The following is a 25356-nucleotide window of genomic DNA, read 5'->3' as shown; positions in this document are numbered from 1 at the left end:
TCGATGATGAACCTTGTTGAGGACCCCATGAGCAAACCGCAATCGGCCGCAGACCCCATTGGCATCGAATGGCGGGGCCATGTCGCTATCGTCACGATGACGGCCACGACGCAGAGACTGACGAACGCGACGCGTGAGGCTTTGCTTTCCACGCTCCGTGACCTCGACAGCGAAACAAGCCGTTGCCGGGCGATCGTTCTCACCTCCGCAGGCGGCACATTCTGTGCCGGTGGCCACGAAGAGGAAAGTGCGGGGCCGCTTGCCCTCAGCCTGTTCAGAGCCCTCGCAGCCGGCAGGAGACCGGTTGTTGCGGCAGTCGAAGGACTTGCCGCCGGGCCGGGCCTGTCGCTTGCCGCCGCCTGCGACTATGTGATCGCCACGCAGAGGACGCAGTTCTCCTGCTCTTTCGGCACCGCCGGTCTGCTTCCCGAGGGCGGGATTTACTGGTCGCTTGCACGGCGGATTGGCGCGGGGCGTGCCCGGCAGGCCCTGCTCTCCGGCCGATTGATCAGCGGCGAACATGCGCTGCAGATCGGACTTGCCAATGAGCTGGCCGCGCCCGGAGAGGCACTGGAGAAGGCCGCGGGCGTTGCCGCCCGATATGCGGTCATGCCACCCGTCGCCATGGCCGCACTGAAGGCCGCCATGGCAACAGGCAGCGACACGCTCGACCAGGCGATCGAGACCGAGACAAACGTTCAGCCGCTCCTGCGTTTCACCAGGGACCATAATGAAGCTGTGCAGGCCTTCCTGCAGAAGCGCGCTCCCCATTTCGTGGGCCAGTAAGGAGGATCACATGACCGACACGACCAAGCCGGGCATCAAGGTCGAGACCCTCAACCGCGTCGCCATCATCACGATCGACAATCCAAGCCGCCGCAATGCCATTGGGCGCAGCCTGCGTCAGGGGCTGCATCAGGCTTTGAAAGCCTCGATGGAGAACGAAGAGGTCGGGGCGATTGTCCTGACCGGCGCCGGAGAGCATTTCAGCGCCGGGGCCGATATTTCGGAAATGCGCGAGCGCGTCATTCCCGAATATCGCGAACTTCATGTCGAATCGAGCCTGCCGATCCTGCAGATGACATCCGGCCGGAAGCCGGTGATTGCAGCGGTCGAGGGTGTTGCCTTCGGCGGCGGCCTGTCGCTCGCCTGTGCCGCCGATTTCGTGGTCGCCGCCCGCACGGCACGCTTCTGCGCCGCCTTCATGAAGATCGGCCTGCTCCCCGATATCGGTATCCTGTGGACCCTGCCGCAGAAGGTGGGCCGGGCAAAGGCGACGGAACTGCTTTCGCTGGCAACCGAGTTCAGTGCGGAAGAGGCCATGCATATGGGTCTTGTTTCACAGCTCTCGGAGACAGGCCGGGCGCTGGATGATGCGCTGGCGCTGGCGCAGAGCCTGTCGGCGAACCCGCCGATATCGACCGCGCTCATCAAGTCGGCGCTGACGAACTTCAACCACTCGCTGAACGAGTCGCTCAATATCGAGATTGAATATCAGTCCGTGCTGCGCGCGACGGCCGACCACAAGGAAGCCGTGAATGCTTTCCTGGAAAAGCGCCCGCCCCGCTTTTCCGCCCAGTGAAAGCAGCGTGTCGAACTGAACGGAGAAACTGACCCATGTACAAGCACCCCACAGATCTCGTGACGATCGAGCACGACGGTGACGTCGCCATCCTCACCATGAACGAACCGAAGCGACGCAATCCGTTCTCGGTGCATATGCGCCATGCGCTGACCGATGCGTTTCGCTATCTCTTCGATCAGGACACGACGAGCCGCGCCATCGTGCTGACCGGCAAGGGTGGCCATTTCTGCGCCGGCGGCGATATTTCCGGCATGGCGGCAACGCCGACCTTTCTGCAGCAACGCGCGCAGATCGCGGTCGCCAGTGACCTCGTCCGCATCATCTGCGCCGGCCGCAAGCCGTTGCTGGCGGCAGTCGAAGGATCCTGTATCGGTGCCGGTCTCTCAATGGCCTGTGTTGCCGACATTGCCATTGTCGGAACAGGCAGCAAGCTCGGCTGCACCTTCGTCAAGATGGGCCTCATTCCGGATACCGGCGTCATGTGGACGCTCTCGCAACGCGCCGGCGCCGGCCGGGCACGCGAACTCATGTTGTCCGGCCGAATGATGACCGCCAGCGAGGCGGTGCAACTCGGAGTCGTCGACGAAGAAGTCCCGGAAGGCGAAGCGCTGACGACCGCAATCGCCCGCGCGCGCGATCTGGCTGCAACCCCGGCCACCACGCTTGCCCTTCTGCGCGGCGCGCTCGTGACCGGCATGAACACATTCCACGAAACCATCCGCGTCGAGACACAGCTGTCGTCTTTCAACGGCACCGCCCAGGGCTGAGCCAGTCCTGGAGATCGCTTGGCGCCGCCCTTACGCATTCCAAGCAAGGTCACCGCATTTTGAATTTTAAAGAAAGGCACTGAAATGAAAACGCGCATCACGGAACTCCTCGGCATTCGTTACCCCATCATTCAGGGGGGCATGCAATGGGTCGGCCGCGCAGAACTTGCGGCAGCCGTTTCCAATGCCGGAGGCCTCGGCATCCTGACTGCGCTGACGCAGCCGACACCGGAAGACCTTGCAAAGGAAATCGCGCGCTGCCGCGACATGACCGACAAGCCCTTTGGCGTGAACATCACGATCATGCCGTCCCTGCGGCCGATCGCCCATGACGAATATGCCCGCGCAGCGATGGAAAGCGGCGTCCGGATCATCGAAACGGCAGGCCGGAGCCCCGAGGCACTGATGCCGATCTTCAACGAGGTGGGTGCCAAGGTCATCCACAAATGCACCTCGGTGCGCCATTCGTTGAAGGCGGAGAAGATCGGCTGCGCGGCTGTCAGCGTCGACGGTTTCGAATGCGCCGGCCACCCGGGCGAAGACGATATTCCCAATCTCATCCTGCTGCCGCGTGCAGCCGATGCGCTCACCATCCCGATCATTGCCTCCGGCGGCATCGGTGACGGCAGAGGGCTGGCAGCGGCCCTGATCCTGGGTGCCGATGGCGTCAACATGGGAACGCGCTTCATGGCGACCAAGGAAGCGCCCATCCACGAAAACGTGAAGAACCGCCTGGTGGAAGCCAACGAACTGGACACGATCCATCTCTACCGGACGCTGAAGAACACATCCCGCTATTTCCGCAATTCGATCGCCGAGCAGGCCCGGCAGATCGAGCAGGAAAAGGGCGCTGCCCTGAATATCGCGGATATCGCACCGCTGGTGAACGGACAGCGTGGCCGGAAGGTCTACGAAGACGGCGACATGGAAGCCGGTGTCTGGACGGCGGGTCTCGCGGCCTCCCTGATCAAGGACATCCCGTCCTGCGCCGAGCTCCTCGATCGCATGGTCGCCGAAGCACGCGACATCATGCGCAGCAGGGCAAAGCTCATCCTTGACGAGGTTGCGTGATGACGACGGATTCGCTTTTCGATCTCACCGGTCTCAACGCCCTCGTGACAGGTTCCAGTCGCGGGATCGGCCGGGCGATCGCCGATCGCTTCGTGCAGCACGGGGCGCGCGTGATCATCTCCAGCCGCAAGCTGGAAGCCTGCGAAGCCACCGCCGCGGACATCAACCGGCGCCGGGGCAGACCCGATGCCGCAGTTCCGATTGCCGCAAACGTTTCGCGGCGTGAGGATCTGGTGGATCTCTATGCCAAGAGCGCTGCGGCGCTCGGCAAAATCGACATCCTCGTCTGCAATGCAGCCATCCATCCCTATGTCGGCCCTGCCATGGGCACGAGCGACGAGGCGATGCGCAAGGTGATCGACGCCAACATCATGGGCAATCACTGGCTGATCCAGCAGGCGCTGCCCGGCATGCTGGAGCGGGGGTTCGGACGGATCGTGTTGATCGCCTCCATTGCCGGTCACTTCGGTTCGGACAAATTCTATTCCTACTCGATGACCAAGGCGGCCGACATGCAGATGGCGCGCGCCCTTGCTGTCGAGCACGGCCGGAACGGCATTCGCGTCAACACGATCGCGCCGGGCACGGTCCTGACCGACATGGCACGCAACATGACCGAAAACGAAGAGTTCATGGCGCAGGAAATGCGGCGGAACACCGTGCAGCGGCTTGGCGAGCCCGACGAAATTGCCGGCGTTGCCGTGATGCTCTGCTCGCCGGCGGGTGCCTATGTGAATGGCCAGGTCATCAACGTGGACGGTGGCTACACCATCTCGTTTTAAGGCTCCCGGTCCAGCAGCCTGAGAAACAGCATTGCGCAAAGCGCCATGACCGCGGTTGCTGGACCAAGCCAGAACAGGCCCAACAGGTCAACGATACAGCCGGACAGGAAAGACCCGATCGCCGCGCCGACATAGACACATGACGCGTTGATCGAGAAGATCATGCCGACGGAAGACGGCATCAGTCGCATCAGTCGCATCTGCAGGGGCGGAATGTGGTTGAAGAGCGCCGCTCCCGCGATGATGGCCAGAACGCAGGCAACCGCAAAATCATAGTGCAACATCGTCATCGGAAGCACGGTGCAGATGGCGATGGTCTCCTGTGCGACCAGAGTGGCCGAGGGCCCGATCTTGTCGATCGCCCGGCCTGTCGCCCAGGTCCCGGCCATCGTTCCGATCCCGACAGCCAACAGGACGAAGCCCAGCACCGATGCTGACAGGGCGGCCCGCTGGATGAAGATCTCCGCCTGGAAAACATAGATCATGTTGGCAACGCTGCTGAACAGGATGGTCAGGCTGGCATTGGTCATCAGCCACCTGTCGAGCAGGGCGGCGCGCAGGACGTCAAACTTCAGGGGCACGGGTCGCTCGCGACCGGAGGTGAACAGACGAAGAATGATCGTCATGAAGATCAGAAAGCCGCCACCGATCACGAACGTGGCGCGCCAGCCCCAGATGTGGCTGGCCCATGCGGCCGCCGGAAGTGCCAGCACCTGCGACAGCGATACGCCAAGCGCAACCGTCGACAGCGCCTTTCCGCGCTGGTCCAGCGGGTGGATTGCCACCGCATAGGCAGCGGCCGTGGGTGTGAAGACGGCAGCCCCCATCGCAGAGACAATGCGGCTCGCCAGAAACCAGGCAGGTGTTTCAACATAGGCCGCCATGAAACATCCGGCGGCGGCAACGAGGGTGGCAAGTTGCAGAACCAGACCGTAGGACACTCTTGTTGCGAGCCACCCCAGAAGCGGCGACGTCAACGCATAGGTGATCGCATAGATCGCCATGAGAAGGCCGGCCTGTGTGGCCGAGAGGTTCAGCTCCCGCCGCACATCCGGCAGGAACGCAACGATCATGAAGCCGCCGGCCAGCACGCCCAGATTGCCAAACACCATGGCATAGGATTGCGCGCGCACCGAATGCGGCTGGCGAGACCTGTCTTCCCCTTCAGATCCGGGCGACAAGGACACCGGCTCCGGCTGCTTCAAGATAAAGGCTTTCGACCAGATCCACTCTGCGCTCGAGAACCGCCCTCTGGCTGATCGATCGCTTGTCGGTCAGCTCACCGGTGTCGAGCGTGGCAGGTTCGGCGGTCACGATCATTCGCTGCACCGTGTTGGCCGCGCCCGAGGCAGATCGGGCCAAAGCGTCCAATCCCGACTGCAGCTTGTCCACGACGGCCGGCGCGCTCAGCACCGCCTCGACGGAGGCATCGTCCCCAAGGCCTGCAAGATTCCGGCAGGCATCCGCATTCGGGAAAAGGATGGCGCCGAGATAGTCCCTGTTCGGCGCCGTGATCACAGCATCGACGATCAGCGGCGCAAGCGCATCCACGATCTTAACCCGAAGATCGCCGACATGAACCCAGGTACCGTTGGCGATCTTGAAATTCTCGGCGATCCGGCCGTCAAAGCGCAGGCCCTTCTCGGGATGATCCGGGTCGAGGAACTGGACGGCATCGCCGGTCTTGTAGAAGCCATCTTCATCGAAGGCCGCTTTCGTCAGATCAGGGTTCTTCCAATATCCCGGCGTGACACACGCACCTTTCAGCCTGAATTCCAGCTTTCCCTGGACAGGCGCCACCTTGATTTCGATGCCCGGAACGGGAAGGCCGACAACCGCCTTGCGCTGGGGATCCCAGTTGGCACTTGCGGGCACCGGTCCCGCCTCCGTGCATCCAAGCCCTGAAGCAATCATGATCCGGGCGCCCACGGTTTCCAGTGCCAAGCGATCAAGCTCATCCCAGATATGCTCGTGCAACACGGCACCGCCGTAATAGATGAATTTCAGCCGGCGGAAGAAGCTCTCGCGAAGGGCCGGGTCGCGCCGGAAATGCGGCAGGAGTGACGCAAAACCCTGGGGCGTGTTCAGATAGATCGTGGGCGAGACCTCGCGCAGATTCTGGACGGTCGGGCCGACAAGTTCCGGTGTCGGCCGGCCGATATCAATGCGTAGGCTGCCACCGGAGTAAAGCGCCGTCCCGAAATTCTGGGTGCCGCCGAAGGTGTGATGCCAGGGAAGCCAGTCAACCATGACGGCAGGCTCGTCCATCGTGAAGGCAAATGTCTGTGCGACCTGCTGGCGCTGGCTTGCGATCATCAGATGCGGATACACAACGCCCTTGGGGGCACCGGTTGTCCCCGATGTGAAGAGAATCTTGGCGAGCGTGTCCGGTCTGATCGCGGCATGCGCCCGTTCGATCGCCGCCCGATCCGTGTTCCCCAGCAAGGTCTCGAACGGCGTCGAGGCGGGGGCCTGAAGGTGATTGCGGACCGTGATGATCTCGGCCCCGGCCGGAGCAACCGCGCGAATGGCACGGCCATAGCGCTCGCCGTCTGACGCAAAAATGAGCGGCGGATCAAGCAGCTGAAAGACGCCCCTGAGCTTGAGAAAATCCGTCGAAAGCAGGGAATAGGCCGGAGAGACCGGTGCGTAGGGGATGCCGACATGGAGAGCGGCCAGCACAAGAAGCGCGTTCTCGATGTCGTTTTCGGACAGGATGACAAGGGGGCGATCAAGCGGAAGATTTCGCTCCAGCAACGCGGTGCCGATGGCTTCCACCTGTTTCAAGGTCTCGGCATAGGTCAGTTCCACCAAGGACCCGTCTTCGTACCGCATGGACAGAAAGACCTGTTCAGGCTTCTCATTGGCCCATTTGACCAGACGGTCCGTCAGGTTGGCGGGATAGCTGTCAAGCGGCTGGTCAAGCGACAGGATCGTGCTTCCGTCCGCACCCGCACGGGCCGTGGCAGCCGTCGAGCCAAGACGGACGGGACGGAGAGCTGCGTCGCGAACAGAGATGTCCATTTGAGTTTCCATGTTCATGTCAGTGGAAGGTCCGACCGCCATCGACCGCAAGACTGACGCCGGTGACGAAGGATGACTGATCAGAGATGAGAAAGAGGGCAGCCTTGGCGATTTCCTCTGCCGTGGCAAGCCTTTGCAGCGCATAGGTCTTCTTGATCCGCTCGAAGAAGGCTTCATCCTTCTCGAACAGGCCATTCAGCATGTTCGTATCGACCGTGCCGGGGCAGATGGCGTTGACACGGATGGCAGGTCCCCACTCGGCAGCAAGGCTCTTGGTCAGCATCAGCACGCCAGCCTTGGAGGTTCCGTAGACGGAACCGGCACCCGAGGGTAGCAACCCGCTTGCGGACGCGATGTTGACAATGGCAGACGCAGGCGATTGCGACAGGAATGGCAACGCTGCCTGAGACATCAGGAACGGGCCCGTCAGATTGACGGCCAGAACCGTATTCCATCGCTCGAGCGTCAACGCGGCCGTCGGCGTGGTATCCGCAATCCCGGCGGCGTTCAGCAGCCCATCCAGCCCGCCCAGGGCCTCGGCGGCCTGCGCAACACCCAGTCTGACCGCTTCGGCATCCGTCTGGTCGACGACGAAGCACGGCCCCTGCCCCTTGGCGGCTTCCAGGCCTTTGGCGTCCCGGTCAAAGCGGGCGACGATGGCGCCTTCCGCTTCGAAGAGAGCCGCGGCGGCCAGACCTATGCCGGAGGCCGCTCCCGTCACGATGACGCGTTTACCGGACAGTTGAGCTGTCGTCATGTTGCTGGCTCCTCCTCGCAGATGAAGGCACCTTAAGACAAGGACGGCGGTGGAACATAGAAGTGCGATTGAAAAACACGGATATGCAGGACATGTCGCAGTCGCCGGGCAAAGCCCTGCCGAGCTTCAAACGCTACGGATGTGATGTGTGAGGTTCAGGCGGTGGGAGGCTGTTGAACATCATCCGCGCTTCATGTGTGCTCTCAAGCAATCCGCATAGTTCAAGAGGAGGATGGAACGTGATGGGATTGAAAAACAAAAGTGTGGTCAAGGCTGGCCATGTGAAACTCATGAGCGCTGTTGCGCTGTCTGCGGTGATGGCCGCAGCACCGTCGATGGCCCAGACGAAGGAGCCCATCAAGCTGGGCCTGCTGATTGCGCTGACGGGAGGCGATGCGATCAACGGCTTGAACGGGGGGGCAGGCGTTCGCCTCGCTGTCGACGAGATCAACAAGGCAGGCGGCGTTCTTGGCCGCCAGATCGTGATCGTCAGCGCTGACGACCAGAGCGATCCGACCGCAGCCGTCAATGAAGCACGCCGTCTGGCAACACAGGAAAAGGTCGATTTCATTTTCGGACCACAGGCCAGCCAGCGTACCCTCGCCGTGCTGCCAGTCCTGACCGCTGCGAAAATCCCGCAGATTTCGACCAGTGGCTCGCTGGACATCAATCCCAAGATCGGTCCGTACAACTTCTCGACGCAGAGCAATGCCGCCGATCAGGGCTATCACATGGCGCATTACCTCACGGATGTGATGAAGGCCAAGAAAGTCAGCATCCTGACCGACAACGGCGCGCAGGCGCTTTCCGCCGTTCCCTATATCAAGAAGGAACTGGAAAAGGGCGGTGCGACTGTTACCGCCACGCAGGAATTCCCCTTCCGCTCCGAAGACAAGACGGCACAGCTCCTGTCACTCAAGGCCGGCAACCCTGATGCGATGATCCTGTGGACCAACACGCCCGAAGACCTCGGCGTGGTTCTCAACAACATGGCTGACATGGGCTGGGACGGCTTGCCGATCTCGGGGCCGAACGCGACCGTGATGCAGGCTGCCGGCGCGGCAAAGATCGCCGACAAGGCGCTGTTTACGAAGGTCGCAGGCGTTGCCTATCGCGGCTGGACCTATTGCCCCGGCGAGGATGTCGCCAATAGTCCTTACGTCAAGTTCAAGGAAAGGCTGAAGGCCGCCAACCCTGACAAGTACAAGGACCTCCTGCCGACGATCTCCAGCTATGCCTATGACGGCATCATGATCATGAAGGCTGCGATCGAGGCGACCGGCGGCACCGATCCCGAGAAGCTCAAGACCTGGATCGAGGGCAACGCCGACAAGGTCGCCACGGTGTCCGGTCCGATGAAGGCTTCGGCAGAAAGCCACTTCCTCGCGGGTCGCGACGTCATGACCCCGATCCTGGACCCGCTCATGACAAACGAGCAGGGCCTCTTCAAGCGGGCAGATTGCAAATAGGCTTTCGCCAGCATGCGGACCGGCGCTTCGTCCGGTCCGCCCTTTATTCAATTCGGGAGACGTCTATGTGGCAGGAATACGCCATTATTCTGGTTCGCGGCATAGGCCTCGGATCGGTCTATGCGCTCATGGCCATGAGCTTCAATATCGTTAAGGTGTCGAGCGGGATCCTCAATTTCGCGCAAGGCAACATGCTGGTCCTTGGTGGAATGATCGCCTATGCGGCAACAGCCTATTTCGGTGCGCTTTCGCCCGTGATCTGGTTTCTGGTGATGATCGCATCCGCGCTGATCATCGGCGTTGTCGTAACGATCCAGGGTTATCTGACGCTTCTCCCCCTCAGTCATTCCGAGGACCAGCAGTCTTGGCTGATTACGACGATGGCGGTGTCGATCATCATCGGCGCCGTTCTTCTTCTGGCGCAGGGGCCCAATGCCCTGATGGTCCGTTCGATCTTTCCGAACATTCCGCTTTTCGGCATGCGGGTTCCCGCGCCGTTTCTCTTGGCGATCGGGCTGGCGATCTTCTGGTATTTCGCGCTGCAGCTATTCATGTCTAAAACGCTCGTCGGCCTGGCGATCAGCGCACTCTGGCAGGATCCCGTTGCGGCGCGCGCCGCCGGCCTGAAGGTGCGCCGCCTGCAGCTGTTGGCCTTCGGCATTTCCGGACTGGTGGTGGGATCGACCGGCTTCGTCGCCGCCCCGATCATCACGCTCGCTTCGGATTCCGCCGTTGCCTATGTGCTGAACGGCTTCGTGGCCGTCGTCATCGGCGGCGTTGCCAGCAACACCGGCGCCTTGATCGCCGGTCCGTTGGTCGGCGTCGTCGCCATGCTGGCGACGTTCAAGATCGGCGGTGAATTCCAGGGACTGTTTTCGATGCTGATGCTTGTGGCGATCCTGCTCATTCGTCCGCAGGGTATTTTCGGTGACACTGCAGCGAGGCGCGTATGACAACCCGGACATCGACCAGCGCAGCTTACACTGCAGAACCAAACCCTACATTCAAACTTCGCCATCTTCTGGATCGCTCGTCGGTGGTTCAACTTGCCATCGGCATCGCCGCCATGGTGGTCGCAACGATCGTGCCGCACATTTTCGGCATTTCCTACTGGATCGGCATCGTCAATCTGGCGATCATCTACATCGTCGCCAGCGTTTTCATGAGCCTACTGCTTGTTGATGCAGGCCAGGTCTCGTTCGGACATGGCGCCGTCTTCGGAGCCGCCGCCTATGCGGTCGGCATCGCCTGCGGCATGCACGGCCTGCCGTTTCCGGTCGGCGTGCTCTGCGGCATCGTTGCGGCACTGTTCATCGGCATTCTTTTCGCCCTTCCGGCGCTGCGGGTGCAGTGGTTCTATCTCGGCTTCGTGACGCTGAGCGCTGCCATGGTCTTCCCGCAGATGCTCTTCGCCTTCAACGAATATACGAAGGGCATCAGCGGCATCTCGATCCCGCTTGCCTGGATGAGCGAAGACCTGCCGATCGGGATTTCAACGCTCTCTCTTCTGGTTCTGATCCTCGGCATTGCCGCGCTCATCACCTCCGCCGTCTTTCCGAAGACGACACTCGGCCGGCGGATGCGCGTCGCGGCGGCCAGCCCGGAGGCGGCGCAATCGCTCGGAATCAGCCCCGGAAAAATGCGCTTCCTGGCCTTCATCATCGCGTCTTTCGGCACAGGACTGGCCGGGGTTCTATATCCGCCGACCGTCGGCTTTGTCAGCCCGAATGCCTTCCATCTCGACATGTCGATCCTGTTCTTCTTCGCCGTGATCGTCGGCGGCAAGGGACAGCCGCTCGGCACGATGGCCGGCATCACCCTGCTCTATCTCGTGCCGAACGTCTTCCTGGCGCAGCTCGTCGAATATCGGGCACTCGTCTACGGGATCGTCGCCTTCGTCGTCATGTTGCTGATGCCGAGCGGCGTGGTCGGCGGCATCGTCCGCTGGATCAACCTGCGCCAGAAGCCTCAAACCATGCCGGCACTGCAGTTTTCGCAGATTGTCGACAACGTGAAGCCGGTCGAACGCGTGAAAGATGAAAACGCGATCGAGCTTGTCGACGTTCGCAAGACCTTCGGAAGCGTCGTTGCCATCAACAATGTGACCCTGAACGTGCGCCGTGGCGAGATCCACGGTCTGGTTGGTGCCAACGGTTCCGGGAAGACAAGCCTGCTCAACGTGCTCAACGGCTTCACACGCATCGACGGGGGAACGGCGAGGATCAATGGCAAGGAGATAACCGGCCTGAATGCGCGCCAGGTGGCAAAGCTTGGCGTCGGCCGAACCTTCCAGACGCCGCGCATCTTCGAACAGCTCGGGGCCTGGGACAATGTCCAGATCGGCCTGGATGCCAAGCTCTCCGACAATCCGACGCTTGTTTCACCTGCATTCGTCGGCAACCTGCGCGACATGCTCAGCCGTCTGCGGACGGAATCGATCCCGCATGGGCAGCGCCGTCTCCTCGAAGTGATCCGCGTCATCCTGACGGATGCCGATATCCTGCTGCTTGACGAACCGGCCGCGGGTCTTTCACCCGACGAACGCATTGCCTTTGCGGCCCTGCTGCGTGACCTGCGCGACAAGCTCGGCCTGACGATCGTCTTCGTGGAGCACGACCTGGATCTGGTGGCCCGTGTCGCCGATCGCGTCACGGTGCTTGAAAGCGGCAGCGTCGTGGCGTCCGGCGATGTCGCCAGCGTCTGGAACGACCCCAAAGTGAAACCCCTCTTCGTAACGGTGCGTCATGCTTGAAATATCTGGACTTTGCGCCGGCTACGGCAAGCTTCCTGTCCTTCGCGACGTCAGTTTCTCCGTGTCTGCGGGCGAGATCGTGCTGATTGCCGGAGAGAACGGCGCCGGAAAGACAACGCTTCTGCAGACCATCGGGGGCCTCATCAGACCCACGGCCGGGAACATCCGGTTTGAGGGCAAGGACGTTGCCGGAACGATCCCCGAAAAGCTGGTGCCTGCCGGGCTCAGGCTCGTTCTCGACGGCCACCGTGTGTTTCCGGAGCTTTCCGTCTTCGACAACATTCGCCTCGGCGCGGTCGCGTCCAACACGCCGAAGGCCACGTTCGATGGCGCTGTCGAGCAGATCTTCTCGGTGTTCCCGATCCTGAAAGAGAAATCGCGCGACAAGGCAAGAAGCCTCAGCGGCGGTCAGCAGCAGATGCTCGCTCTGGCCCAAGCCTTCGTGTCGCAGCCGAAAGTGCTGCTCTGCGACGAACCTTCGCTCGGCCTTGCCATCGCCCTCATGCCGCCCATCATGGAGTTCCTGCGAACCTGGGCAAAAACCGGGACAGCAATCGTCATCGTGGAGCAGCATGTCGACCTGGCCCTGACGGTTGCCGACCGTGCCTTGCTGATGGAACGCGGCAGCATCGTCTTCAATGGCACGGCCGATGAATTCAGAACCGGCGGCGACAAGAACGCCTGAAGAGACAGTCCTCCGGCGCGTTGCAGCCCAACCGTCGGAGGCTCTATCTCGTCAATCCAGCGTTCCGGTCGTTGCAAGATCGGGATAGGCGAGCGGCAGAAACGGCCCAGCGGCGCGTTGAGGCGCAGCGTTCGGCAGTCTCTGCAATTATTGGGTACCGGCTTTGGCGGCGACAGGGCTGTCGCCTCATCCACCTGAATCACAACTCGTCATAGAGCTCGATCTGCGCCAGACCGTCCGTCGTCCGCTGACCCGCCTCGTTCGTGAGGGAAAGCTCAACCGTCAGCCTGCGCGCTTCCCGCTTAAGGACCGTTCCTTCGATCCTCAGGCTGGCACCCTCGAAATCAGGCATCCGATAGCGCGCGGAAAGCCCGACAATACGGCCACGTCCGGCAAGCCAGACTTCGATCATTTTCGAAAACAGCGCGAACTTGTAGGTGCCCTGGATCGGGCACCCCGCAAGGCCCATGGCGGTTGCTGCTTTGTCATCGTAATGGATGTTAAAATAGTCATTCTCAGCGGCACACCACTCGACGAGGTGATGCCGCAGGATCGGGCCGGTCGACAGGGGCGGAAGCTCTCTGCCCGGCTCGAAATGAGACGCCGCGCTCATGCCGCCGGCAATTGCGCGGTCATCCACTCGGTGTAGCGGCCGAGCTGGAAATCCTGGCGCCCGAGCAGGGCATCGATCACCAGCAGCCGCTTGTAATACTGGCCGACGCTGTATTCCTCGGTAATACCGTAGCCGCCATGCAGCTGGATGCCCTGAGAGGTGGCCCATTTTCCGATGCGGGTGACATAAGCCTTGCAGCCGGCCACCCTGGCGCTGCGTTCGACCGGCTCGGCATTGGAAAGAGCGTGCAGCGCGCACATGACCGCAGAGCGCGCCAGCACCAGTTCCATGGCCATGTCGGCCATGCGATGCTGCAGAACCTGAAAGCTCGACAGGGAGACACCATATTGATGGCGTTCCTTGATGTAGGGCGCAGTCACCTCGATGGCGCCCTCGATGGCGCCGACAGCCTCCGCGCAGAGAACGACAGCGGCGTCATCGAGCGCTGCCCGAATGATGGCCAAAGCGTCATCACCCGATGCCAGCCGCTCGCCTTCCGTGACCTGAACGCCATCGAACACGAGATCGAGACCCGAGGTCCAGTCGACCAGCTTGTCGCCCTCGCGCGAGATGCCCTTAGCCGAACCATCGACCAGGAACAGATGCAATGCCGAGGTCTCGGCGTCCAACGCGGTCACCAGAACCTGATCGGCAACGTCGCCGCCAACAACCAGCGTCTTGCGGCCGGAGATCGCCCATCCATCAGCCGTTTTCGAGGCCCGGGTGGTTATGGCTGCCGGATCGCCGCGAGAGATCGTTTCCGAGTAGGCGAGCGCAAAGACCTGCTCGCCGGCAATGAGCGCGGCAAGCGCGGCCTGGGCGCACTCGACCTCCGGGCAGGCGGCCAGAATCCGCGCCGGCAGGACCGCGCACATCGTGTAGGGCTCGAGCGCCTGCGCCTTGGCCAGTGCCTCGGCAATCAGCGTATTTTCGATCGTGGAAGCACCAAAGCCGCCGGCTTCCTCCGGGACGCCGATGCCAAACCAGCCGAGGTCGGCCAACTGCCGCCAGGTGTCACGGTTGAAGGTCTCCCCGCGTGTGACACGGCTGCGTCGGTCGGCAAAGGTGTATTTCTCCGAGGCGAAGCGCTCGGCGCTTTCCAGGATGAGCTTCTGTTCGTCACTGAGTTGCAGTTCCATGCGAATTTTCCTGTCAGAAGCCGAAAAGTGTCTTGGCGACGATGTTGCGCTGAACTTCGTTCGCGCCGCCATAGATGGAGGCAGCACGCCGATAGACGAGCTCGGCCATCAGTCCCGGCGCGTAATCGGGCCCGGTGAAGGGATCATTGCGCAAGTCCGGCTCTTCGTTCGTATCGGGGTAATGATAGGCCCCGTAGTCGCCAACGATCTCCACCAGCATGTCGGTCAGTCGCTGCGCCAGCTCCGTGCCGCGCGCTTTCAGGATCGAACCGACGGCATCGCCACCATTGCGAGGGTCGAGCCCATGCGCGATGACGCGCGAAACCGTCATGTCGATGGCCGCGACCTCGATTTCCATTTCTGCGAGCCGCGCGGCAAATGTCGGCCGCTTGATCAAGGGTTCCGAACCCGCGCGCTCAATCGAGGCGATGTGCTTGATCTTCTGCAGGTAGCGCTTGAGCGCCGGGGCTTCGGCGCCATAGAAGGCGCGTTCGTTGAACAGGAGAAACTTGGTGTAGCTCCAGCCCTTGTTCTCTTCCCCGACGAGGTTTTCAACCGGAACGCGGACGTTGTCGTAAAAGACTTCCGCCAGGTGATGCGAGCCTTCGAGGCTGTCGAGTGGGCGGACGGTCACACCGGGTGACTTGATGTCGAGGAGGAGGAAGGAAATGCCTGCCTGCTTCTTGGCGTCCGGATCGGTGCGAACGAGCAGGAAGTTCCAGTCGCCGAATATCCCGAAGGATGTCCAAATCTTCTGGCCGTTGACGACATAGTGGTCGCCGTCGCGCACCGCGCTTGTTCTGAGCGACGCAAGATCGGAGCCCGCACCCGGCTCGGAAAAGCCCTGAACCCAGAACGTATCGCCGTTGCGGATCCCCGGCAGGAAGCGCGCCTTCTGTTCCGCCGTGCCGAATGTAAAGATCACCGGTCCGACAAGGCCGACACCACCGATATTGGTGACGGGCGCACCGGCGAGATAGCATTCCTCGTCGAAAATATAACGCTGCCGCGCGGTCCAGCTCGGCCCTCCGAACTCGGCCGGCCAATGCGGAACCGACCAGCCCTTTTCCGCCAGGATCTTCTGCCAGGCAAGCGCATCGTCCCTGCCGGTCAGAAACCCGCTTCTGCCGCGTGCGGCCATCTCCGCCGGCAACTTCGCCTTCAGAAACGCACGCACCTCTTCACGAAACTGCGTATCCACATAGTCCGGCTCAAAATTCATGCTCTGCCTCCCGGAGACGAGGACCGCGACGCCGCTTCGTTCCATTCTCGAAATAAGCGCCGGCAATCGCCATTTGCCGCAACCTCCGCCAATTTCCCCTAGCTAACAGGCCCGACGGGCCTTCGGCCAACCAAATCAGATGCGAGCCGGTTGAATTCGAACCTTCCGCAAGAATGTGTTTTCAAAGCCCCGACACCACACACCTCCGCCAGCGTCAGAGCGGCTCGCCCTGCAATCGGCCCTGGCGCATGCGCCGCAGGACTGCCGGCGCGTCGGCGGCCAGAGCGCCCTCGGCCAGCTTCTGCTCCAGTTCATCCAGAACCATCCGTGTCACGGCGGGCAGTTTCTTGAAGTCACGCGCCTCGTTGAACGTCACCCAGGCGGGGTTCTCCAGCTCCTCGTCAGGCACATCCACCTGCTTGGCGATGGCGCCGGCCTCTACCACGAAGAAGCGCGCGTCAAACCTGCGCGGCTGGGTCGGCGGCGTGATGGCGCGGCTCAGAAACCGCATGCCGTTGAGAGATGGCAGTACGCCATGCCCGACGAAACTCTGCCAGGAGCTACCCGGCGGCGACTTCACCGCTTTCTGCTCGACACCAATCAGGTAGCCGGTTTCCTCGAAGGTTTCCCGAATGGCGGCCAGCGCCAGAGCGCGGGCACGGGAAGGCGTGACCTTGGACCGACGGCAAAGCGTGGCTTCGACGGCGGGATCGAGACCATCGACCGCCGGTGCAAACCGATCCTGATTTTCGATACCACCGCCTGGAAAGACCAGCGCGCCGGGCATGAAGACATGCTTCATCGACCGGCGGCCCATCAGAAGCCGAATGCCATCGGCATCGCGCCTGTAGACGATCAGCGTCGCGGCATCACGCGGACGCAGCGCTTTCTTCCTGGCCTCTGGCTTCTCTGACAGCTCGCTCATTGCCCCCTCCTGTTTTAGTTTGGTCAAGAATCTCCCTGCCCGGCCCCCTGTTGGAATGACGGACAAAAGAATGCATGAATTTGTCGATCAGCTTCGCCGTGACGGTGGCGAAGGACATGGCTCCGGGGGGCATGCGACCAAAGGCGACGCCGCTCCCTGTCGAGATGTCCGATCTTCGCGATCAGGCCCGCGCCAGAAACGCCTTTGCTCTCTCGGTTTTGGGATTGTCCAGGACGTCCTTGGGCGCGCCGTCTTCGGCAATCACGCCCTTGTCCATGAAGATCACCCGATCGGCGACCTCGCGGACGAAGGAAAGTTCATGCGTGACGACGATCATCGTCATCCCGTCATTTGCAAGTTCGCGCATGACGGTCAGGACCTCCCCAACCAGTTCCGGGTCGAGGGCGGATGTCGGCTCATCGAAAAGCATGATGCTCGGCTGGAGCATCAGGGCGCGTGCAATGGCGACGCGCTGTTGCTGCCCGCCGGAAAGCTGGCCGGGATAGGACCGCGACTTGTCGCTCAAGGCAACACGGCTGAGAAGCCGCATCGCCCGTTGGCGTGCCTCGGACTTGTCCATTTCCTTGTGCAGGATCGGGGCGAGACAGAGATTTTCCTCGACGGTCATGTGGGGGAAAAGCTCGAAATGCTGGAAGACCATGCCGATCTTCCGACGCTGGCGGCGGATTTCGGCCAGCGTCATCGGATGCAGTTTTCCGTTCTTGGCTTTTCTGCCCACCAGTTCGCCGTCAACCAGGACATGGCCAGAGCTCGGCAGCAGCAATCCGTTGACAAGCCGCAGAAGCGTGCTCTTTCCCGAACCCGAGGCTCCGATCAGGCCGACGATCTGGCCCGATGGGATAGACGTCTCGATGCCCTTGAGCACTTCCAGCGCGCCGTAGCTCAGCCGGACACCCGACAGTTCAACCGTGCTCATTGACGCCTCCGGCATGTGCGTGGTTCTGGCGGTTGAACCGCCATTCCAGGTAATGTTGTCCGGCATAGGCAATGCTGGTGATGATCAGGAACCACACGGTGGCAACCAGAAGCAATTCGATCGTGTAGAGATTGAGCGATGCGATATTCTGCGCCTCCGTCAGAAGATCGCCGCCTGAAATCACGATGACCAGCGAGGTGGACTTGAGGAGAAGGACGAAGACGCCGCCCAGCGGTGGGATCATCACCTTCAGAGCCTGCGGCATGATGATGTAGCGTTGCGTTTCCCACCAGCTGAGCGCCAGGGCGTCAGCGGCCTCGCGTTGCGGACGCGGCACGGATTGAACGCCTGAGCGCACGATTTCCGCGACATACGAGGCCTCGTGCAGCATCAGGGCGATGACGCCAGCCAGGAACGGGGTCATGACGTCGTTTGTCTTCACCGTGAACGGACCGATACCCAGAACAGGCATCAAAAGGGCAAGATTGCCCCAGAGCAGGACCTGAACCACCAGCGGCGTACTACGAAACACCCAGACGTAAAGCCAGCCCGTGGCGCGGAGCACCGGGTTGGCCGATATCCGGCAAAAGCCGATGACCGTGCCGAATATCAGCGCACCGATCATGCTGTAGAAGGCAAGGAGCAAGGTGCTCCAGAGCCCTTCCAGGATCCGTTCATTGAAAAGATATTTCCAAATCAGTTCGGGCTTCAGCTTCGGGTTGGCCAGGAACAGCCTCAGAAACCAGACTGTGAACAAGGCAAGCGCCAGCCAGCCGACCGCCTGACCGAGCCACGGCTTGCGCGCGTGCTCGTCAGGCAAGTCCCGGATGGGTTTGATAGCAAGATCTTCGATATGCGTTGCCGACACAGGCTCGACCTCACCTTTCGCAGGATTAGAGCGGCTTCAGGTTCAAGGTCGCCGCGTCCACGTAGACCGTCTTCGGCATGTTGAACTGGCGCATGATCTTGTCATAGCTGCCATCGGCAATGCTCTTGTCGATGCCCATGATCAGGGCCTGGGCAATGCCGTCCCTGCCCTTGGCGACAGCGAAGCCGGCGTTAAAGATCTGGAACTCGCCCCCATAGACATAGGTGAATTCAGGGTTCTTGGCCGCGATGTAAGACGCAGGTCCGACGGAATAGACGTAACCATCGGTGACGCCGGCCCGCACGGAGGTGAGGCTGTCCGGACTGCCGGCGAAGTCCCGCATTTCGACCAGCGGCAGGCCAGCGGCCTTGCATTTCTCATTGAGCAGCTGGAAGCTCGCAAGGCCCTGGGCCTCGCCGCGCGAATGCGCGATGGCCTTGCCGCAAAGGTCGGTCAGCTTCTTGAACTTGTCGGCATTCGCCTTGAGCATCACGATGGACGAGGTGCTGTGGTAGACCGAAACGATATCGGTGCGCTGAACATTTTCCTCGGTCGCCGAGAATTGCGAGCCGCTGATGTCAATGCGCCCGGCCTGCATCGCAGGGATGATCCCGGCATAGGGCGTCTGTTGCCATGCAATCTTGACCCCGGCATAGGTCGCAGCATTCTCGATGATCTTGACCAGAACACCGGTCGGCGTCTTGCCGTCATCCTCGAACATATACATCGGGGGAGTCGTAAACGAACTGCCGCCATTGATGACGCCGCTGGCCTTCACGTCGTCAGGCAACACTGCCTTGATTTTGGGATCAACCTCACCGGCATGAGCGATTGTCGACGAGGCGAGCGCTCCCAACGCCAGACCCAGCCACATTGCAGCTTTTTTCATTGCGGTTCCTCACTGTTTTTGGTTCCCATCCCCGAACAGCGCCAAGATGAACGTCGCTGTACGGAGCCTCGGGGCAATTGAAAACAGGGCGGAGGCATTCAATCAATCGCGGCGGCGGAGGAAGCTGCCGGATCGCACATACATGCGATCCCGGAAGTGGACAGGGCAGTCTGCGACCGCAATCCGTAGCGATCAACTTACAGAAAGAATCCTGCGGGTCAGCGCCCGACGGCCGCCAATGCCAGAATCCGCCGCGCTCGAATTCTCACAGGTTCGTCAACCATGGCCCCATCGACAGCCACCGCCGCATCGCCGGAGTTCAACACCTTTTCGGCCCATGCGATCTCTGCTTCGTCTGGATGGTAGCCGGCTTTCACCGGACCGATCTGCCTGGGATGGATGCAGAGCTTGCCCCCGAAACCGAGGGCGCGGCCATAACGGGCGTCGTCCGCAACCAGACCGTCATCATCGATCGCGGTCGTGACGCCATCGATCGGCGCGGGAAGGCCGGCAAGTCGCGACGCCAGCACCAGAGAGGAGCGCGCCAGCAGCAGGGCGTTTCGCTGATGCGCGCAGCCAAGGTCCGCGCAGAAGTCGATGGAACCGAACGCCAGCCGGGCAATGCCGGGGCTGGCGGCAATGGCACGCGCCTCATCAAGCCCGCGCGCGGTTTCGATCAGGGCAATCACCGGCAGATGACGCGCCGGGCCTTGCTGCAGCGCCTCCAGCGTGCCGTCCATCTCCGCCTTGGGGAGCATGATGGCCACAAGGTCGAGTTGGGCGGCCACGGCAATGTCTTGCGCGTGCCATTGCGTGCCCGCTCCATTGATCCGAAGGATGAGCGGCACATTCAATTGGCCGGGAGAAAGCGTCTCACGCGCACTCGCCTTGCTGGAAGGAGCCACGGCGTCCTCCAGGTCGATGATCACGGCATCTGCGCCGGCAGCGGCCGCCTTGGCAAATCGCTCCGGCCGATCCGCCGGAACGAAAAGCGCGGTGGTGAAATCGAGCCAGGTCTTCATGCCCAGCCGGCCTCCGCCGACATGGCAACAGGCCCGCCCTCGGCCGCCGTCCAGAGCTTCAAGGTATCGCCCGCCTCCTCAGCATGCAGGACAATGGGTCCATCGCCAAAAAGCGGGGACTGGCTGCGGAAGGAAAATTGTGCAGGCCGCCCGCCCCTGATCTTCGCGGCGAAATGCATCAGCAATGTTGCCTGCAGCGGCCCGTGGACGACGAGACCGGGATAGCCCTCGACGTCCGTCGCATAGGGCTTGTCGTAGTGGATACGGTGGCCATTGAAGGTGACGGCCGAATATCGGAAGAGGACAACCGGAGACGGATCGAACGTCTCGCGGTAAGCGCCCTCGGCTGCGGGTTGAGCGGCCTTCGGGGGTGCCGTCCCAGTCTCCGCGCTTCGGTAGACGATATCCTGCCGCTCGGTGACGATGGCGCGACCCCGCGCCTCGATCTGATGATCCACGGCCACGAAGCAAAGCGTCCCGGATCGGCCCTCCTTGATCGTCAGATCGGCGATCCGGGACACACGCCTGACCGTCTCGCCCACATGCAGGTCTCCGGTAAATCGCATGCTGCCGGCCGCCCACATGCGCCTTGGCAGGGGGACCGGAGGCAGAAAATCGCCACGCCTGGGATGCCCGTCCGCTCCGATCTGCCGCGACGGGGCTATGGGCTGGGCAAGGCAGACATGCAGGAGCGGCGGAACGATATCACCAAACGAGAAATCCTCGTTCAGGTCGAACGTTGCCGCGAACCGGTTTGCCAGATCGGCCGAGATCGTGTCCTCGATCACCTGCTCGCGTCCGATCCAGGTGCGCAGGAACGCCTCGTCGAGTGTGCTGTCGTCTTCGCTCATCTTTGTCCTTTCAGCCCGCCCTCAAGTCGCCCGCAGGTCTCGTCAGAACGACCTTGGCAGGTCGAGCACATGCTCTGCGACATAGGAGAGAATGAGGTTCGTCGAAATCGGTGCGACCTGATACAGACGCGTCTCGCGGAACTTGCGCTCGACATCGTATTCTGCCGCAAAGCCGAAGCCGCCATGGAACTGGATGCAGGCATTGGCCGCTTCCCACGAGGCCTTGGCCGCGAGATACTTCGCCATGTTTGCCTGCGCCCCGCAGGGCAGACCTTCGTCATAAAGCCGGCAGGCTTCAAAACGCATGAGATTGGCCGCCTCGGTCTCGATATAGGTCTCGGCGATCGGGAACTGCACGCCCTGGTTCTGCCCGATCGGCCGGCCGAATACCACGCGCTCGCGGACGTAGTTGGAGACCTTGTCGATGAACCAATAGCTATCGCCGATGCATTCGGCCGCAATCAGCACGCGTTCCGCATTGAGGCCTGTCAGGATATACTTGAACCCCTGCCCCTCCTCGCCGATGAGGTTTTCTTCCGGGATCTCCAGATTGTCGAAGAAGAGTTCATTGGTCTCGTGATTGACCATATTGCGGATCGGATTGATCGTCAGGCCGTTGCCGGTGGCCTGCTTGATGTCCACCAGGAAAATGGACATGCCTTCCGACTTCTTCTTCACCTGATCGAGCGGCGTGGTGCGCGCAAGTAGGATCATGAGATCGGAATGAAGCACGCGGGAGATCCAGACCTTCTGGCCGTTGATCACATAGCGATCGCCTTTCTTCACCGCCATCGTCTTGATCTTGGTCGTGTCCGTCCCCGTGGTTGGCTCGGTGACGCCCATGGCCTGCAGGCGCAATTCACCCGTCGCGATCTTCGGAAGATAGCGCTTGCGCTGTTCCTCCGATCCGTGGCGGATCAGCGTGTTCATGTTGTACATCTGGCCATGCATCGCGCCCGAATTGCCGCCGGAGCGGTTGATCTCCTCCATGATGACGGAGGCCTCCGTCAGACCGAGGCCCGACCCGCCATAGTCCTCGGGTATCAGCGCTGCCATCCAGCCGGCCTTGGTCAGGGCATCGACAAATGCGTCCGGATAGCCGCGCTCCTCATCGATCTTGCGATGATATTCCGGCGGAAATTCCGCACAGAGTGCCCGCACAGCCTCGCGGATTTCGGGGGCATAACGATCGCCAATACTATCAAAGCTCATGGTGTCACCTGGTTGACGAAGGGTTCAGATCATTGAGACAGCGTCCAGCTGCTCGCGAAAATCGGGATGGGCGAGGCTCACCATCAGGCGGCGTCGCTCTTCGAGCGACCGGCCACGCAGATCCGCCGCGCCGAACTCGGTCACGACAATGCCTGCATCAGACCTCGATATGGTTGTTGGTCCGGACAATTTCGCCGTGATCCGGCTGACCTTGCCGCGCGCGGCGGTCGACGACATGGCGATGATCGGGCAGCCTCCCCGGGAGAGGGCGGCCGCGCGGGTAAATTCGCCAGCCCCGCCGACCCCGCCGAGATAGGCCCCATTCGCAACCTCGGAATTCACCGCGCCGTAGAGATCGACCTCGATGGCGCTGTTGAGCGAGACGAACCGGTCAATTCCCGCAATGACCCTTGGATCATGCGTGTAGGAGGTCGGCGCCAATCGGATGGCGCGGTTGGCGTGTGCGAGACGGTTCAGCCGCGCCCCGCCAAAGAAGACGCCCGCGACACTGACGCCCGTGTCGACGGTCTTGCGCGCATTATTCACCACACCGGCTTCGATCAGAGCCGCAACGCCATCGCCGATGGCGCCTGAGTGAATGCCGAGATCACGATGGGAGCCGAGCGATCGCAACACGGCCTCGGGCAAGGTGCCGACCCCGATCTGCAACGTCGCGCCGTCCTCGACCAGTCCGGCAACAATCGCGCCGATCTGCTGCATCGTATCGTCCGGCTCGCTGGGGGGCAGTTCAATGGGGGCGCGCGCCGTGCGGACGACCGCAACAATTCTGGTCTTATCGATTTCCGGAGCATCCGGGCTCCACGGCGCATCGGCATTGATCTCCACGATGATCGCGCGGGCACGTCGTTCCAGATCGCCGAGATATTCGCAGGCGATCGCATAGCGCAATCGGCCATCGGGGCCTTGCGCCGCCTGAACGATCAGAAGGTCGACCGGCGAAAGCGCATCCGCAATCTGCGAATAGGCGCAAGGCAGGATGGCCAGCTTTCCGGCGCGTGCCAGATCCGCATTCCGGCCCATCCCGATATAAGACATGTAGGCAACGTCGTCCGCATGGTCCGGATCGACACTGTCGGCAAAACTGCCGCCGATGAAGACCCGAAAGCGTCCGATCTGACGCCGCTGCGCCATCAGGGCCTGCGTCACCGGGACCGGCTCCGCACAGCCCTGCCCCCAGGCGACCAGCCCGCCCGGCGGCACGAAACGGCGAAAGTCGATATCGGAAAGTTCCGCCTCCACCATGATTACGGCCGCTCGAACACGGCAGCGAGGCCCTGCCCCCCGCCAATGCACATGGTTTCCAGCCCGAACCGCCCCTTGCGACGGTCCAGTTCGTAAAGCAGCGAGGCGAGAATTCGAACTCCGGTCGCCCCGACAGGATGACCGAGCGAGATGCCGGAGCCGTTGACGTTCAGACGGTCCGGATCGTTCCACTCAAGCCCCTTCAGAACCGAAAGCACCTGGCAGGCAAAAGCCTCGTTGATTTCAACCAGATCCATCTGGTCGAGGCTCAGACCTGTTCTCTTGAGCAGCTTTTTCACCGCAGGCACAGGCCCGAGGCCCATGGTCGCCGGATGGCAGCCGGCGGCAGCCCAGCCCTTGAGATAGGCGAGCGGCTCAAGTCCCAGTTCCGCAAGCTTGTCCTCGGCCACGACAAGGCAAACGGCTGCGGCATCATTCTGCTGCGCCGCATTGCCGGCCGTGACAGTGCCGTCCTTCATCACGGGGCGCAATTTCGCAAGCGTCTCGAGAGTCGTTCCGGGCCGAACGCCCTCATCGCGGTCGACCGTGATCGCCTCTCCCTTTTTCTGCGGAATGCTCAAGGGCACGATTTCACGGGCGAAAGCACCATTTTCCCAGGCCTGTGATGCCCGCTGCTGGCTACGCGCGGCATAAGCGTCGGCTTCCTCCCGGGAGATCTGAAATTCCTTTGCGAGATTTTCTGCCGTCTCGATCATGCCGGAGATCTGGCCGAACCTGTGGACCGGCTGCGACCGTTCGCGACCACGATCAAGCCGGTCATGCAGAGCCTGTGTGCCGGCCCGCGCACCCCAGCGCATGGCGGTCGTGTAATATTCCACGTTGCTCATCGACTCGACGCCGCCTGCCAGCACGACGTCCGCGGCACCCGTCTCCACCATCATGGCCGCGGTGATGACAGCTTGCAGACCACCGCCACAGCGGCGATCAAGCTGCATGCCCGGCACCTCGATGGGAAATCCGGCCTCCAGCGCAATCCACCGGCCAACGCACGGTGTCTCGCCATTGGCGTAAGACTGGGCAAAGACCACGTCATCGATGAGACCGGGATCAATGCCGGCCTCGGCGACAACAGCCTTTGCCACGGCCGCACCCATGGCCTCGACACTGAGAGAACGCATTGCACCACCGAATGCTCCCACTGGGGTGCGCTTGGGAGAAACGATCGCGGCTCGACGCATGTGAACTCCTGAATTCCTTGTTTTGATCTGTGCAGCCAACTGCTGCAGCCAGCGCACCGATAAGGTCGCCCCGCCTTCACTCGACTGTGACAGGTCCTAACAGGAAGAAAAAAGGATGGAGACAGGCGGCCGGCAAAAAACGAGGACGTGTTTTCTGACGCCTTCCGGCATGGCGGCAGGCATGCGGCAATGTCAGGTCAAAGCGGCAGAGCCGCAGTCCCCACCTGTGACTAGCCAGTCGGGACCGAAGTCCGTTTCTACGACCTATTTCGTTCGGATCGCAGCAGGTCACTCCTCGGGAGCTGGGCCTTGACCCGGTGTCCT

Annotated in this window: 24 protein-coding genes; 9 read left to right on the top strand and 15 right to left on the bottom strand. The window is 61.8% G+C overall.

Annotated elements, in window-relative coordinates:
- Positions 1-27: 27 nt before the first annotated feature.
- The 5 genes from LQK84_RS04590 to LQK84_RS04570 all read left to right on the top strand — a co-directional run bounded on the left by LQK84_RS04590 (position 28) and on the right by LQK84_RS04570 (position 4205).
- Positions 28-786 (top strand): enoyl-CoA hydratase/isomerase family protein, encoded by a 759-nt coding sequence (locus LQK84_RS04590; RefSeq protein ID WP_230827472.1) that lies wholly within the window; start codon positions 28-30, stop codon positions 784-786.
- Between the two features lie 10 nt (positions 787-796).
- Positions 797-1582 carry an enoyl-CoA hydratase/isomerase family protein gene (locus LQK84_RS04585; protein ID WP_230827471.1) on the top strand — a complete coding sequence of 262 codons (786 nt, stop codon included), beginning with the start codon at positions 797-799 and terminating at the stop codon, positions 1580-1582.
- A 35-nt stretch (positions 1583-1617) separates the two neighbouring features.
- Positions 1618-2352, top strand: coding sequence for an enoyl-CoA hydratase/isomerase family protein (locus tag LQK84_RS04580; protein WP_230827470.1), 735 nt, complete (start codon positions 1618-1620; stop codon positions 2350-2352).
- Between the two features lie 84 nt (positions 2353-2436).
- Positions 2437-3423 (top strand): NAD(P)H-dependent flavin oxidoreductase, encoded by a 987-nt coding sequence (locus tag LQK84_RS04575; RefSeq protein WP_230827469.1) that lies wholly within the window; start codon positions 2437-2439, stop codon positions 3421-3423.
- Positions 3423-4205, top strand: coding sequence for an SDR family NAD(P)-dependent oxidoreductase (locus LQK84_RS04570; RefSeq protein ID WP_230827468.1), 783 nt, complete (start codon positions 3423-3425; stop codon positions 4203-4205). The genes LQK84_RS04575 and LQK84_RS04570 overlap by 1 nt, the downstream gene beginning before the upstream one ends.
- On the opposite strand, the gene LQK84_RS04565 is transcribed toward LQK84_RS04570, so the two are convergent.
- Genes LQK84_RS04565 through LQK84_RS04555 form a run of 3 tightly spaced genes read right to left on the bottom strand, consistent with a single transcriptional unit; the run spans position 4202 to position 7986 of the window.
- Positions 4202-5386: an MFS transporter gene (locus LQK84_RS04565; RefSeq protein WP_230827467.1), complete on the bottom strand. Its 1185-nt coding sequence runs from the start codon at positions 5384-5386 to the stop codon at positions 4202-4204. The genes LQK84_RS04570 and LQK84_RS04565 overlap by 4 nt on opposite strands.
- Complete coding sequence (locus LQK84_RS04560) at positions 5370-7229, bottom strand: feruloyl-CoA synthase (protein ID WP_230827466.1); 1860 nt, start codon at positions 7227-7229, stop codon at positions 5370-5372. Before LQK84_RS04560 ends, LQK84_RS04565 begins: the two co-directional genes overlap by 17 nt.
- A gap of 19 nt (positions 7230-7248) precedes the next feature.
- Positions 7249-7986: an SDR family NAD(P)-dependent oxidoreductase gene (locus LQK84_RS04555; protein WP_230827465.1), complete on the bottom strand. Its 738-nt coding sequence runs from the start codon at positions 7984-7986 to the stop codon at positions 7249-7251.
- A gap of 242 nt (positions 7987-8228) precedes the next feature.
- Here LQK84_RS04555 and LQK84_RS04550 point away from each other — a divergent pair, with 242 nt between their 5' ends.
- The 4 genes from LQK84_RS04550 to LQK84_RS04535 all read left to right on the top strand — a co-directional run bounded on the left by LQK84_RS04550 (position 8229) and on the right by LQK84_RS04535 (position 12892).
- Entirely contained in the window at positions 8229-9455 is a 1227-nt protein-coding gene (locus LQK84_RS04550; protein ID WP_230827844.1) for an ABC transporter substrate-binding protein, read from the top strand.
- A gap of 65 nt (positions 9456-9520) precedes the next feature.
- On the top strand, positions 9521-10408 hold the full coding sequence (locus LQK84_RS04545; protein ID WP_230827464.1) for a branched-chain amino acid ABC transporter permease: 888 nt from the start codon (positions 9521-9523) through the stop codon (positions 10406-10408).
- An 83-nt stretch (positions 10409-10491) separates the two neighbouring features.
- Positions 10492-12207: a branched-chain amino acid ABC transporter ATP-binding protein/permease gene (locus LQK84_RS04540; RefSeq protein WP_230827463.1), complete on the top strand. Its 1716-nt coding sequence runs from the start codon at positions 10492-10494 to the stop codon at positions 12205-12207.
- Positions 12200-12892: a branched-chain amino acid ABC transporter ATP-binding protein gene (locus tag LQK84_RS04535; RefSeq protein WP_230827462.1), complete on the top strand. Its 693-nt coding sequence runs from the start codon at positions 12200-12202 to the stop codon at positions 12890-12892. Before LQK84_RS04540 ends, LQK84_RS04535 begins: the two co-directional genes overlap by 8 nt.
- Positions 12893-13091: 199 nt before the next feature.
- On the opposite strand, the gene LQK84_RS04530 is transcribed toward LQK84_RS04535, so the two are convergent.
- The 12 genes from LQK84_RS04530 to LQK84_RS04475 form a co-directional block, all read right to left on the bottom strand.
- Positions 13092-13505: a MaoC/PaaZ C-terminal domain-containing protein gene (locus LQK84_RS04530; RefSeq protein WP_230827461.1), complete on the bottom strand. Its 414-nt coding sequence runs from the start codon at positions 13503-13505 to the stop codon at positions 13092-13094.
- Positions 13502-14644 carry an acyl-CoA dehydrogenase family protein gene (locus tag LQK84_RS04525; protein WP_230827460.1) on the bottom strand — a complete coding sequence of 381 codons (1143 nt, stop codon included), beginning with the start codon at positions 14642-14644 and terminating at the stop codon, positions 13502-13504. The genes LQK84_RS04530 and LQK84_RS04525 overlap by 4 nt, the downstream gene beginning before the upstream one ends.
- Before the next feature lie 13 nt (positions 14645-14657).
- On the bottom strand, positions 14658-15866 hold the full coding sequence (locus tag LQK84_RS04520) for an acyl-CoA dehydrogenase family protein (RefSeq protein WP_230827459.1): 1209 nt from the start codon (positions 15864-15866) through the stop codon (positions 14658-14660).
- A 214-nt stretch (positions 15867-16080) separates the two neighbouring features.
- A complete protein-coding gene (locus LQK84_RS04515) occupies positions 16081-16791 on the bottom strand; it encodes an NUDIX hydrolase (RefSeq protein ID WP_230827458.1) in 711 nt (236 codons plus the stop codon).
- 181 nt (positions 16792-16972) lie between these two features.
- Positions 16973-17728 carry an amino acid ABC transporter ATP-binding protein gene (locus LQK84_RS04510; RefSeq protein WP_230827457.1) on the bottom strand — a complete coding sequence of 252 codons (756 nt, stop codon included), beginning with the start codon at positions 17726-17728 and terminating at the stop codon, positions 16973-16975.
- Positions 17715-18548 carry an amino acid ABC transporter permease gene (locus LQK84_RS04505; RefSeq protein WP_230827456.1) on the bottom strand — a complete coding sequence of 278 codons (834 nt, stop codon included), beginning with the start codon at positions 18546-18548 and terminating at the stop codon, positions 17715-17717. The genes LQK84_RS04510 and LQK84_RS04505 overlap by 14 nt, the downstream gene beginning before the upstream one ends.
- A gap of 73 nt (positions 18549-18621) precedes the next feature.
- Positions 18622-19485: a transporter substrate-binding domain-containing protein gene (locus LQK84_RS04500; protein WP_230827455.1), complete on the bottom strand. Its 864-nt coding sequence runs from the start codon at positions 19483-19485 to the stop codon at positions 18622-18624.
- Positions 19486-19703: 218 nt separating this feature from the next.
- Complete coding sequence (locus LQK84_RS04495) at positions 19704-20507, bottom strand: HpcH/HpaI aldolase/citrate lyase family protein (RefSeq protein ID WP_230827454.1); 804 nt, start codon at positions 20505-20507, stop codon at positions 19704-19706.
- Entirely contained in the window at positions 20504-21358 is an 855-nt protein-coding gene (locus tag LQK84_RS04490) for an FAS1-like dehydratase domain-containing protein (protein ID WP_230827453.1), read from the bottom strand. The genes LQK84_RS04495 and LQK84_RS04490 overlap by 4 nt, the downstream gene beginning before the upstream one ends.
- A 42-nt stretch (positions 21359-21400) precedes the next feature.
- Entirely contained in the window at positions 21401-22570 is a 1170-nt protein-coding gene (locus LQK84_RS04485) for an acyl-CoA dehydrogenase family protein (protein ID WP_230827452.1), read from the bottom strand.
- 24 nt (positions 22571-22594) lie between these two features.
- A complete protein-coding gene (locus LQK84_RS04480; protein WP_230827451.1) occupies positions 22595-23833 on the bottom strand; it encodes an acetyl-CoA hydrolase/transferase family protein in 1239 nt (412 codons plus the stop codon).
- 2 nt (positions 23834-23835) lie between these two features.
- Entirely contained in the window at positions 23836-25032 is a 1197-nt protein-coding gene (locus LQK84_RS04475; protein WP_269071804.1) for an acetyl-CoA C-acetyltransferase, read from the bottom strand.
- Positions 25033-25356: the final 324 nt, after the last annotated feature.

It is taken from the genome of Rhizobium sp. C4 (genome assembly GCF_021026315.1).
Classification (GTDB): domain Bacteria; phylum Pseudomonadota; class Alphaproteobacteria; order Rhizobiales; family Rhizobiaceae; genus Ensifer_A.
Note: the sequence above shows the minus strand (reverse complement) of the source record. Positions and strands in the feature narration are given on the sequence as shown.